We start from the raw sequence: 12395 nt of genomic DNA, 5'->3' as shown, positions 1-12395 counted from the left end.
CCATAGCGTTTTGGACCCACCTGATTTCCATGCCGAACTCAGAAGTGAAACGAAATAGCGCCGATGGTAGTGTGGGGTTTCCCCATGTGAGAGTAGGACATCGCCAGGCTTTAGTTTTATTTTCACTTTTTCGAAAAGTGAAGACAAAAGCGGACACTTGCTTATTAAAGCGAGTGATACCACTGCGGAGTGGTAGTTCAGTTGGTTAGAATACCGGCCTGTCACGCCGGGGGTCGCGGGTTCGAGTCCCGTCCACTCCGCCACTTATTTGAGCGTCGTCTCAATAAACACGAATTACAGGGGTGTAGCTCCAATTGGCAGAGCAGCGGATTCCAAATCCGCGTGTTGGGAGTTCGAATCTCTCCACCCCTGCCATACTCTAAAGCCTCAGCAGTAATGCTGGGGCTTTTTTGCATTTGAAGAAAAGAGAAGCTGACTAGTTGGAAGAGTTGTCGATTCCTCTGATACCAAAGTATCGGGGGATTGAAAGCTCATATCTCCGGGGTATTGGTCCACTTCACCTATCCCCCATGCTCATAAGCTCTGGCTTAGGTCAGGGACTCTTTTATTTCTAACGAATATGGCATATCTTTGCTTCAGATAGTTTTATTTTCTAGTAATGTATAATGTAATTACTAAATGTTGATGTATCGCTTTGCTCTTTCTGTTTTACCTTCGAATTTCATAACACTTTTTCTTCGTTATCGAGCACATCTGATTCACAATCTATTGAAAGGTCAGTGGTAACATTGGCTTGGATGATTACTGACTTGGTTCCTGTTATCATCATGCATTAATGCTAATAATTAGGAAGTAAGTTTATGCCACATTTTCGATTCCGTGCTGTAGAGCCACAAGCTGTTCAGGCATTATCAAAACCCCTTACGGATGAACTTCAGCCTCTAATGGACTGTCCGCGTGAGGATTTTACTTTTGAGTATATCTACACTACGTTTTTCAATGAGGGTGAGGTGAGTGCTGCATATCCTTTTGTCGAAGTGCTTTGGTTCGACCGTGGCCAGGAAGTGCAAGATGAAGTTGCCAAGCTTATTACGCAACAAGTGCGCGGTATCGCTGGTGCCAATATTGATGTTGCAGTTATCTTTTCCGCCTTATCTCCTAAAGCTTATTACGATAATGGCGAACACTACTAAAGGTTAAAGGCTATGAGGCTGAGTTTCATTGTAACTTTGGGTTTATGTTTCTCAGCTTCAGTATGTTCTACTCCTTGGGAGTCTGCGGTTAATCCTACCCGAAACTCTTCCTCCTCTATTGGTAGTTATGCTAACGGTTGTTTAGATGGTGCATTACCCTTGCCTCTCGATGGCGTTGGTTATCAAGTCTTACGTAGTAAAACGAAGCGCTACTATGGGCACCCTAAAACGATAGAGTTTATTGAAAATCTGGCGCTTAAAGCTCATCAAAATCTCAACACCACTCTGTTGATTGGTGATTTGTCTTTACCTAGAGGTGGAAGGTTCTCCTCTGGTCATTCTAGTCATCAAACCGGGTTAGATATCGATATCTGGTTAAGGCTTGCTGACCAACCGCTTTCTTATAACGAATTACAACTTCCTAAGCCCATGAGTGTGGTGGATTTAAAAGGTTATTCCATACTTAATCATCGCTGGGAAGAACGGCACTTTAAGCTAATTCGGTACGCTTCAAAAAGTAAGGATGTTGCACGAATTTTTGTACATCCTGTTATTAAGGAGCAACTTTGCTTGCAAGAAAACGGCAAAGATCGTTCTTGGTTACGTAAAGTACGTCCATGGTGGGGGCATCATTACCACTTTCACGTCAGGTTATCTTGTCCTGATTCGAGCGACTATTGTGTTGATCAAGCTCCACCTCCAGTAGGCGATGGCTGCGGTGTTGAGCTTGCAAGTTGGGCCCCGAAAGCAAAACCTATTGATACCCCTCCACGGGTAAAAACAACCTCTAAGCCCAAACGAAAAAAAGTCGTTCCACCTCAATGCTTGCCGCTTATCAATCCTAATTAGTGTTACTCTTCAGGTTTATCTGTACTTGGTGATCTCTTTTATGAAACTGGAGAAACATCATACTTTTGTCTACATTGAATAGTACCAATACAAAAACTAACCCAATTAGTTTTGGGGACATATTATAGAAATCCAAATTAAACAAAGAGTTGTAGTATGGGTAAGTTGTAACTTCTCTGTTTAGAAAAAGATCTTTCGTCACGATACTCTGGTTTCTTAGCAATATGTCTGTCAGTTGGCTAAAAAGCGATAACAACGCAGACAAGTGTGTAAGGCAGGGATATGCCCTTTTCCTGTTAGAAGAGTAAATCAAGGACAAAACCATGACTATGATTTGTGCAAAAGAATTTGCAGAGTGGTTAAGACACAGATTTAGCAGTGATACTAAAGGAGTCTCTTTGACTCGAGAGGATGTGAATCACCTGACTGGGCGTCAACGCCTTGATCCGGGTTTTGTTAATGATGTGCATTATGAGCTGATGCAATATGGGATGGCTTTCGTTACTGATACGAGCCGAGAAAACTTTTATTTAATACCTGTTTCTCAAGCGGAGAATTGGCGTGAGAGACTAGAGTATCATTTTGAAAAAGAGCTATTCTGCAATATTATCCCTATTGAAAAATCAGGTTGAGAAAAGGTTCAACTTTGATGTCAAAGTTGAACCTAATTGCTCTTATGCTAACCCTTGAATAATCACGAATTTTTCAAGCAACTGCTCTTCAGTTTCGACATGGTTCGGATCAGTGATTATGCATTTTGTAATTGGACACACTGACTGACAGGTCGGCTTTTCGTAATGCCCCTTACACTCTGTACATAGCGCTGGATCAATTTCGAAAATGCTCTCTCCCATACTGATTGCCCCATTGGGGCATTCGGGATCACACATGTCGCAGTTAATGCATTTATCAGTAATGAGCAAGGCCATGGTTACTTACCTGTCGGGTTACGGGTGTCCTGCCCTGAGTTTAGATTACGCATTAATAGGCCATATTCTAAATCTAGCTCTGCTGGTACTGGAATGAATACAAAGTGACCGTTTCCTTTCGCGTCTTCAATAGACTCTGATTTGCGGTTTTCCATTGCCTCTAGCGTGAAAACAATATTGCCTTTTGGCGTCATTAGTTCAAGGCTATCACCGACAAGAAACTTATTTTTTACTTCTACTTCAGCCATGTCACCACGACGTTTGCCAGTGAATTCACCAACAAACTGTTGAGCATCAGAGACTGAGTAACCGTAATCGTAGTTTTGGTAAGTATCGTGTGTATGACGGCGTAGGAAGCCTTCAGTGTAGCCACGGTGAGCTAGGCTTTCTAGTGTACCCATTAGGCTTTCATCGAATGGTCGACCTGCTACAGCATCATCAATTGCTTTACGATAAACTTGAGCGGTACGTGCGCAGTAGTAGAACGATTTAGTACGACCTTCAATTTTCAATGAGTGAACACCCATCTTAGTTAAGCGTTCAACGTGCTGAACCGCTCGTAGGTCTTTAGAGTTCATGATGTAAGTACCATGCTCGTCTTCGTAAGCTGCCATTTTTTCTTCTGGACGGTGTGCTTCAGAAAGTAGAACGACTTCATCTGTTGGTTTACCGCGACCAATTGTGGTTTCAGGGCGCTCGTCTTGTACTTCGACAGGCTGTGCTTCAGTCGGGTCGAATTTCTCTACGATGTCACCAGTGTCGTTTTCTTTACCCTCTTCAACTTTGTATTCCCAGCGGCATGCGTTAGTGCAAGTGCCTTGGTTAGGGTCACGTTTGTTGATATAGCCAGAAAGTAGGCAACGACCAGAATAAGCCATGCATAATGCACCGTGAACGAATACTTCAAGTTCAGTTTCAGGGCAATGCTCACGAATTTCTTCGATTTCTTCTAGAGATAGCTCGCGAGAAACGATCACACGTTCCACGCCATTCGCTGCCCAGAACTTAACGGTCGCCCAGTTTACAGCGTTCGCTTGTACAGAAAGGTGAATTGGCATTTCTGGGAAAGCTTCACGAACCATCATAATTAGGCCTGGATCTGACATGATCAATGCGTCAGGACCCATCTCTACGATTGGCTTAAGATCACGGATGAACGTTTTTAGCTTCGAGTTGTGTGGTTGAATGTTACATACCACATAAAGCTTTTTGCCTAGGGCGTGGGCTTCATCGATACCGATTTTTAGGTTCTCGTGGTTAAACTCGTTGTTACGTACGCGAAGGCTGTAGCGAGGTTGGCCAGCGTAAACTGCATCTGCCCCGTAGGCGAATGCGTAACGCATGTTTTTCAGGCTGCCCGCTGGAGATAGTAGCTCAGGCACGAATGCTTTCTCAGTTGTCATTGCTCAATTCTCTTTTATCTGATCACAAGTCAGGCCAATTCCACCTAATGGAAATGGGGCGCAAATTTTACGTCAAAATGTGAACTGTGACTAGGGTAATTGTGCTTCAGATAGAAAAACGCCCTCAAAAAAAGTGAGGGCGTTATGGTTAACCTTTATACAATATTATGCGTTAGGATTCGGTAAGCCGCCTAGCGCATCGTATAGGTTGGGAAGGAAAGCACTGAACTCTCCACACATTAGAGAGAAGTCTGCATCAAATCGAGCTGCTTGATCTTCACGTGGAATATCATCGTTTTGATCTTTCAATTCCTCAGAGAATTTTAGACGTTTGATGCCTGCATCTTCCGTCATAATGAACTCAATACGATCTTGCCAATTAAGCGCAAGTTTCGTCACGACTTTATCCGCAGCGATGTGGTTGCGGATTTCATCAGTGGTTAGCTCTTGCTTCTTACAGCGAATCACACCACCTTCTTCAAGTACGGATTTTAGCTCAGCTTCGTCCATCATGCTGATACCTTGAGGTGTGTCACCGCTTTTCACCCACTCGGTTAGCGTAGTTTCAATCGCCACTTCTGGAATAGCAGGAACAACAGGTAAACTACCCATGGTTTTACGAAGCAATGCTAATACATCTTCTGCTTTTTTATAGCTGCTTGCATCAACAAGGATAAAACCTTCTTTTGGCATGATGAGCACGTGAGTGTGGCTGCTGCGGCTGAATGCGCGCGGCAGTAAATCCATTACGATGTCATCTTTCAGGTTGTCTTTCTCTTTCTTCTTCAGAGGACGACCTTCTTGCGCTTCCATTGCTTCTACTTTTGCATTCAATGATTCTTTGATCACAGAGGCAGGTAGCATTTTCTCTTCTTTCTTGGCGCAAATCAGAATGCGGTTTTCTGACACGTGAGTCATCATATCGCCATGTCTACCCATTGCACTGACCCAGCCAAATTTCTGTTTGTCTTGACTGCCACACGGGGTGAATCGGAATTCAGACAGCTGAGTTTCTAGTTGTTCGGCGTTAAAAGTAACCTCGCGGTTAACGCGGTATACCAGACAGTTTTTAAACCACATAAATCTTCTCTAGGCTTGATGACAAGGGACTAATCATAGGGAATTTTTGTGCTGATGTCTTAATAGAAATGAAAAATATCCGAATGAACCTCAAAAGAAAGTTATATGAAAATTTGTTTTCAAAGGTCACAAAAGTGTCATAATTGGTAGTGATAATGCTTATGCATAGAGAGGCGCTTTGTCTCTTAAATTCATTAGCTCAACGAACATAAGGTTACTCAATTATGTCTAGAAGGATTCTGGTTGTTGAAGACGAAGCTCCTATTCGCGAAATGCTGTGCTTCGTACTTGAGCAGAAAGGTTACCAAGCGGTAGAAGCGGAAGATTATGATACTGCAGTAACCAAACTGGCTGAACCCTTCCCTGATTTAGTTTTACTGGATTGGATGTTACCAGGCGGTAGTGGCATTAACTTCATCAAACATATGAAGCGAGAGGAATTAACGCGCAACATTCCAGTTGTGATGCTTACCGCTCGTGGTGAAGAAGAAGATAAAGTGCGCGGTTTAGAAGTCGGTGCGGATGACTACATTACTAAGCCATTCTCTCCTAAAGAGTTGGTTGCACGCCTAAAAGCGGTGATTCGTCGCGTTACCCCTACTGCACTAGAAGATGTAATTGATGTACAGGGATTGAAGCTTGACCCTGTATCGCACCGTGTTACGGCTAATGATGCGCCATTAGACATGGGTCCAACAGAATTTAAGATGCTTCATTTTTTCATGACGCATCAAGAACGCGTATACAGCCGTGAGCAGCTATTAAACAATGTTTGGGGCACTAACGTGTATGTCGAAGACCGTACGGTCGATGTTCACATTCGCCGCCTGCGTAAAGCATTGGAAGCTGCAGGGCATGATAAGCTGATCCAAACTGTTCGTGGTGCTGGATACCGCTTCTCGACGAAGGCATAAATTAACACGCAGCTTATCGGTACCATTTCTGGAGTTATGAGTGGTTGAAAGATTAACGTGGAAAAAGCTGGCTTGGGAGCTGGCTTTTTTTTACACCCCATGGGTGATAGTAGGTTGGATATTCGGTTATATGCCGTGGTTGCTTTTGGCTGCTACGGCATTGCAGCTTGTGTGGCATTTGCATAACCAAGTACGTTTATCTTCTTGGTTATGGGATGAAAAACGTCTCACGCCACCGTCAGGTAGCGGTAACTGGGAATCTTTGTTCAATGGGTTGTATCGCTTACAACAGCGCCAACGCCGCAAACGAAAAGAACTTACTAATCTTATTCGTCGATTCCGAAATGGTGCAGAATCGCTACCCGATGCGGTAGTGGTATTCCGTGCTGAAGGAAATATTGTTTGGTGCAACAAGCTGGCTCAGCACTTACTGGGCTTCCATTGGCCAGAAGATTCAGGTCAACCTATCTCCAATCTCATTCGTACACCTGATTTTATCAAGTACCTCAACAAGAAAGACTTCTCAGAGCCATTAGAAATGCGTTCACCACTCAACGCCGAACGCATGCTGGAATTGCGTATCGTACCGTATACCGAGGGTGAGCACTTGATGGTAGTGCGTGATGTGAGCCAATTAAAACAACTTGAGGGAATGCGTCGCAACTTCTTTGCCAACGTATCTCATGAACTGCGTACACCAATGACGGTGCTACAAGGTTATTTGGAGATGACTGAAGACCCTGATATGGTCGTGGGTCCAATGTGGAGCAAAGCTCATGGTGTCATGACGGAGCAGCTTAACCGCATGAACAGTTTGGTGAACCAACTACTGACACTATCTAAAATTGAAGCGGCACCTATGCATGAGCTTGAGGAAGTCGTGAATGTGCCCGCGATGCTTGAAGTGTTAGAAAAAGAGGCGGTTAGCCTTAGTGGGGACAACCAACATAAATTGAAATTTGATGTTGATGCTAGCCTACGCGTGCTGGGCGATGATGACCAGTTACGTAGTGCTATCTCTAACCTCGTTTATAATGCCGTCAAATACACACCGCCTGGTGCGAACATTAATGTTCGTTGGTTCCAGACCTCTCAAGGCGCATGCTTAGAGGTGGAAGATAGTGGTGATGGTATTGAACCTCAGCACCTCCATCGACTTACTGAGCGTTTTTATCGAGTGGATAAAGCAAGATCACGTGATACTGGAGGAAGTGGTTTAGGGCTAGCCATTGTAAAACACGCGCTGAGTCACCATGACTCTCATTTAGAAATTCACAGTGAAGTAGGTGTGGGCAGTAAGTTTTCTTTCGTATTGCCTGAGCGTTTGGTGGTGAAATAATGGCTTTACGATTGGCAAAAACATTCAGTTTATTCGCGCTTGTTTGTTCTTTTATGGCTGCCGCTCAAGATAAACCATTGCCGAGTTATCATAAAACGACGGGGATTGTCGGGAACTTGCTCTCTGTTGGCTCCGATACACTTGCGGGTATGACAACGCTTTGGGTTGAAGAGTTTAAATCCATTTACCCGAATATTAATGCGCAAGTCCAAGCGTCTGGCTCTTCTACTGCCCCTCCAGCATTGACCGAACAAACAGCTCAGTTTGGTCCCATGAGTCGCCCTATGCGTTTAAGAGAGATTGAAGCGTTTGAACGTGAACATGGCTACAAGCCAACGGCGCTTAGGGTAGCCATCGATGCAATCGGTATTTTTGTTCATCAAGATAATCCAATTCAAGGTCTTAACTTTAGTCAATTAGATGCTTTGTTTTCCGCCACGCTACGCTGTGGCGAAAGTCAATTTGTAACAAACTGGCAGCAACTCGGTCTTGAATCACAGTGGGCAAAGCGAAACGTACAGTTGTTTGGTCGTAACTCCGTTTCTGGAACTTATGGTTACTTCAAAAGTAATGCCTTGTGTGGCGGCGATTTCAAGACTCGAGTTAACGAGCAGCCAGGCTCCGCGTCAGTTGTGCAAGCTGTAGCGTCAACCATCAGTGGAATTGGTTATTCCGGTGTTGGTTATCGAGTGGCAGGCGTGCGCTTAGTCCCTGTGGCTAAAATGGGAAATGACTACGTGACTCCAACGCGAGAACATATTGTTAGTGGTAAGTACCCACTATCACGTTACTTATATGTTTACGTGAATAAGCACCCTGATTACCCATTAACACCAATTGAAGCTGAGTTTATTCGCTTTATCTTTTCTGCTCAGGGACAAGCGTTGGTTGAGAAAGATGGTTATGTGCCCATTACGGCAGACTTTGCAGAAGAAGAGTTAAAAAAAGTCGGCCTGTAAGCCGACTTTTTATTTAGGTATGGGCAGTACGAGATCAGAAAGTGAGTGTCCACTTCGCGCTGTCCCAACGTTCTTGTTCTTCCTGTAAATCCGCGTGAAGTAATTTATTGTTTTCTAGCCATGCTTCATCTGTGCATGTGAGAATCCATTCGCCATTTTTGATAGATAAGGTGATATCAGGCAATGGATCTTCATTACGCTGCCCATTTAATACGATAGAAAGTCGTAATATTTTGATGAGGCTTATAACGTCACTCTGTTTATAGAGGTTGAAATCTGGTAGTTCTTGCAATTTGAGCGCTTTACGCTGGAAGCGAGCTAATGTTGCAAGCACTAATTGCTGCTCACGGTTGAAACCTTGTAGGGTGGAGTGCAACAGAATATAAAAAGAGTGGCGATGGAAACTACGCAAGTTGATACTTAATCCGACTTCATGAAGCAACGCTGCCCATTCTAGTAAGTCAAATAACTCACTCTTTTTCTTAATGCCTAGTTCAGAGCGTACCTGACATAACATCTCACGTGCATGCCCCTTAACACGAGCGGCATGCTCTAAGTCGACTCGGTGCTTGTTGGCTAAATTTTCTGTGGTGCGCATGCGAATATCGGAGCGTGCGAAACGTTCTTCCATTTCGTACAACAGGCCTTCGCGTAGAGCACCATCGGAGAAAAACATTTGCTCAATGCGAAGCGCTTTGAAAATCGCGGACAAAATCGCTACGCCTGCTGCGAATACGGGTTTACGTTCTTCTGTTAGACCCGCCAGTTCAATATCTTCAATGGAATCAAATTTACACAGAGTTTCGATAAGTGTATCCAGTCGACTCGCTGTGATCAGGCCATCTTCAAAACCTAATCCTACTAGCACTTCTTGAATCGCCTTGATGGTTCCTGATGAGCCGAGAGCAATATCCCAGCCCTTTTTACGATATGTTGAAGCGATGGACTCGAGTTTTTGTTCGGCAGCTAACATCGCCTTGCTGAAGTTTTTTCCTGACAGTTTGCCGTTTTTAAAGTATTGCTCTGTAAAACTGACGCATCCCATCTGTTTACTGTTGAGAAGCTCAGGCTCAAATTCTTGTCCAATAATCATCTCGGTACTGCCGCCTCCGATATCGATGACTAGTTTGGAGTTGGATTCTACTTGAGTGTGCGCGACGCCTAAGTAAATCAGGCGGGCTTCTTCTTCTCCAGGGATAATTTCTATTGGGAAAGGCATCACTTCTTTCGCACGCTCGATGAAAAGGTGGGCATTTTTAGCGCGTCTTAGTGTGTGTGTGGCGGCGATACGTACATTTGACTCATCAAGCCCTTGCAGCCTCTCAGCGAACATGGCTAAGCATTCTAGCGCACGCTCCATTGCGGCGTGACTTAAGTTCAATTCACTGTCGAGTCCTGATGCTAAGCGAACACGTTGTTTATGACGACTAACCAGTTGTAGGTCACTGCCGACAACTTTGGCCACCACCATATGGAAACTGTTTGAGCCGAGGTCTATCGCGGCAATGTAGCGAGTATCTTGTTCAAGTATTTGAGGCATCTGAATTTTGTTTTCTAGTTTGCTTTTCTATATTTTTAAGATAGTCATAGATAGCGATTTGAGAGCGAACTTTTTTGCGATTACCTCGTGGTACGTAAGCGTTACTCATTTCTTTATCTATTAAACGAGCCTTTACTGTATCGGTAAAATGGATATTCGTTATATCAATAATTCTCTGTTTCAAACGTGGATCACGGACTGGTACAGCTACTTCGATACGGTGATCAATATTTCTTGTCATCCAGTCTGCGGAGGAGATATAAACTTGCGGATCGCCATCATTGTGGGTGATCACCACGCGAGGGTGCTCAAGAAAGCGGTCAACAATACTGATGATGCGAATATTGTCGCTGATCCCCTCAATGCCCGGTACTAATGAGCACATGCCTCGAATGATCATGTTTATTTTTACACCGGAAGTACTTGCTCCATAAAGCTTATTGACGATGCCTTTATCGACTAGGTTATTGACCTTGATTGTAAGAGCGGCTTTTTTCCCTAGCTTGGCATTCGCAATTTCATTATCAATTAAGCGGTAGATTTGGGTTCGAGAATTACGAGGAGATACCATAAGGTGATTGAACTTCACTGGTCGGTATGGATTCTCAATGTAACCGAAGACATTACGGACTTCATTAGTGATTTCTTGATCTGCCGTAAGCAGGGAGAAGTCGGTATAAATTCGTGCCGTTTTCTCATGGAAGTTGCCTGTGCCGATGTGTGCGTAGCGAATAATTTCTTCACCTTCGCGGCGGCTAATCATCAGTAGCTTTGAGTGAATCTTAAGACCAGGCGCACCAAAGATGACGTGCACACCCGCTTCGGTTAATACTTTTGACCATTCGATATTGGCTTCTTCATCAAAGCGAGCTTGCAGTTCGACGACCACAGTGACATTTTTGCCGTTGTGCACCGCATCAATTAAAGAGTTCATCAAGCGAGAATCTTTCGCGACGCGATAAATGTTAATCTTGATACTAAGTACTTTGGGATCGAAGGAGGCTTGGCGCACTAACTCACTAATGTGGTCAAAAGTGTGGTAGGGATAATAGAGCAGAATATCTTTCGCTTTAATCGCGTCAAAGCTGTTGGCATAACCTTCGAAATCGGCACATTTCATTGGCGGGAGAGGTTTATTTTCAAGATATTCTCGTCCAACATTTGGAAAGCCGATGAAGTCTTTAAAGTTGTGATAGCGTCCGCCGGGGATAAGGTTATCGTAGTTAGAGATATTAAGTTTGTTACACAGAAACTCTAACATTTGAGGCGGCATATCGCGTTCGTAGACGAAGCGAACGGGCTTTGCTGTCAGTCGCTGATTGACACCCTCTGACATTTGTTCAAGCAAGCTGTACTCGATTTCATTGCGTAAATCGTATTCAGCGTCACGCGTCATTTTCATCGCATAGCCGCTAAGCTCATCATAATCAAAAAAGCCTTTGAACAGCTCGTCCAAACAGTGGCGGATAATATTATCAAGTAAGATGATGGTTTTTCGACGCTTTCCTTTCTGTTCTGGTACCATCACAAAGCGGGGAAGGTGATCGGTCGGAATTTCGATCAGAGCGTACTGGTAATGTTCTTCTTTACGCAGTTCTACGGCGATGTAAGCGTACTCGTCTTTGAGAAATTGCAGAACATCGATCTCGTCTTTCATTAGGAGGGGAGTGATATGCGGCATTACCTCTCTACGGAAGTATTTTGCGATCCACTTTTGTTGCGATTCATCCAGTTGTTGTTCGTTGACCAAGAAAATGCGACGTCGTGCCATTTCTCGAATCAATTCGCTGTAAAGCTCATCAAATTGTTCGTTAAGCTTTAGTGCTTTCGACTGCATTTTGGTTAACAGTCGTTTAGGGCTATCACTGCCACCGCGCTCTTGGCTGATTAGGATTCTGCGCTTCACGTCCGCAAAGCGTACTTTGTAAAATTCATCTAAATTGTTGGAAAAGATCCCAAGAAAGCGAATACGTTCGATCAAAGGGACGGTTTTATCGGCAGCTTCTTGTAATACTCGTTCGTTGAAAGACAACCAACTCAGTTCTTTTTCTATATATAGTTTTTCTGCGCTCATAACCTTACCTAGCCAAAAGTGAAGTATTACGTACTCATCTTGGAAAAATGGATGAGTGAGAACATTATGAGATTTTCATTACAGATTTATTTCATACCACGCATTGCATAAGAGTTGTATTCTTTTCAGGTGTTTAATGTGATCTGTAATATAA

Annotated in this window: 11 protein-coding genes, 2 tRNA genes and 1 rRNA gene; 9 read left to right on the top strand and 5 right to left on the bottom strand. The window is 43.8% G+C overall.

Features of this window, described 5'->3' with window-relative positions:
• From rrf to R7R78_RS21355, 6 genes are all read left to right on the top strand, one after another.
• Nucleotides 1–109, top strand: a 5S ribosomal RNA gene (rrf, locus tag R7R78_RS21380); the annotation flags it as partial.
• Nucleotides 110–186: 77 nt separating this feature from the next.
• Nucleotides 187–263: transfer RNA gene (locus R7R78_RS21375), tRNA-Asp, on the top strand.
• Nucleotides 264–298: 35 nt separating this feature from the next.
• Nucleotides 299–375 (top strand) — tRNA-Trp (locus R7R78_RS21370).
• A gap of 446 nt (nt 376–821) precedes the next feature.
• Complete coding sequence (locus R7R78_RS21365; protein WP_225474214.1) at nt 822–1154, top strand: DUF1904 domain-containing protein; 333 nt, start codon at nt 822–824, stop codon at nt 1152–1154.
• Between the two features lie 12 nt (nt 1155–1166).
• Nucleotides 1167–2003 (top strand): penicillin-insensitive murein endopeptidase, encoded by an 837-nt coding sequence (gene mepA / locus R7R78_RS21360; protein ID WP_017633932.1) that lies wholly within the window; start codon nt 1167–1169, stop codon nt 2001–2003.
• Nucleotides 2004–2326: 323 nt separating this feature from the next.
• The gene (locus R7R78_RS21355; RefSeq protein WP_005381765.1) at nt 2327–2635 is read left to right on the top strand and encodes a hypothetical protein; all 309 of its coding nucleotides are present in this window, start codon (nt 2327–2329) and stop codon (nt 2633–2635) included.
• 42 nt (nt 2636–2677) lie between these two features.
• Here the strand turns inward: R7R78_RS21355 and R7R78_RS21350 are convergent, their stop codons facing one another.
• From R7R78_RS21350 to rdgC, 3 genes are all read right to left on the bottom strand, one after another.
• A complete protein-coding gene (locus tag R7R78_RS21350; RefSeq protein ID WP_005381763.1) occupies nt 2678–2932 on the bottom strand; it encodes a YfhL family 4Fe-4S dicluster ferredoxin in 255 nt (84 codons plus the stop codon).
• 2 nt (nt 2933–2934) lie between these two features.
• Entirely contained in the window at nt 2935–4335 is a 1401-nt protein-coding gene (yegQ, locus tag R7R78_RS21345; protein WP_154204828.1) for a tRNA 5-hydroxyuridine modification protein YegQ, read from the bottom strand.
• Between the two features lie 165 nt (nt 4336–4500).
• Nucleotides 4501–5415: a recombination-associated protein RdgC gene (gene rdgC / locus R7R78_RS21340; RefSeq protein ID WP_225474213.1), complete on the bottom strand. Its 915-nt coding sequence runs from the start codon at nt 5413–5415 to the stop codon at nt 4501–4503.
• Nucleotides 5416–5639: 224 nt separating this feature from the next.
• Between rdgC and phoB the strand changes: the two genes are divergently transcribed.
• Genes phoB through R7R78_RS21325 form a run of 3 tightly spaced genes read left to right on the top strand, consistent with a single transcriptional unit; the run spans nt 5640 to nt 8627 of the window.
• Nucleotides 5640–6329: a phosphate regulon transcriptional regulator PhoB gene (gene phoB, locus R7R78_RS21335; RefSeq protein ID WP_005381752.1), complete on the top strand. Its 690-nt coding sequence runs from the start codon at nt 5640–5642 to the stop codon at nt 6327–6329.
• A gap of 40 nt (nt 6330–6369) precedes the next feature.
• Nucleotides 6370–7668, top strand: a complete 1299-nt coding sequence (phoR, locus tag R7R78_RS21330; RefSeq protein WP_225474212.1) for a phosphate regulon sensor histidine kinase PhoR — start codon at nt 6370–6372, stop codon at nt 7666–7668.
• Nucleotides 7668–8627, top strand: a complete 960-nt coding sequence (locus R7R78_RS21325; protein ID WP_085569938.1) for a PstS family phosphate ABC transporter substrate-binding protein — start codon at nt 7668–7670, stop codon at nt 8625–8627. The genes phoR and R7R78_RS21325 overlap by 1 nt, the downstream gene beginning before the upstream one ends.
• A 34-nt stretch (nt 8628–8661) precedes the next feature.
• Here R7R78_RS21325 and ppx read toward each other — a convergent pair whose 3' ends face one another.
• On the bottom strand, nt 8662–10167 hold the full coding sequence (ppx, locus tag R7R78_RS21320) for an exopolyphosphatase (RefSeq protein ID WP_225474211.1): 1506 nt from the start codon (nt 10165–10167) through the stop codon (nt 8662–8664).
• Nucleotides 10151–12241, bottom strand: coding sequence for a polyphosphate kinase 1 (ppk1, locus tag R7R78_RS21315; protein ID WP_005381748.1), 2091 nt, complete (start codon nt 12239–12241; stop codon nt 10151–10153). The genes ppx and ppk1 overlap by 17 nt, the downstream gene beginning before the upstream one ends.
• Between the last annotated feature and the right edge of the window lie 154 nt (nt 12242–12395).

This window comes from Vibrio sp. 2134-1, assembly GCF_033339495.1.
This window is presented reverse-complemented; position numbering and strand designations above follow the sequence as displayed.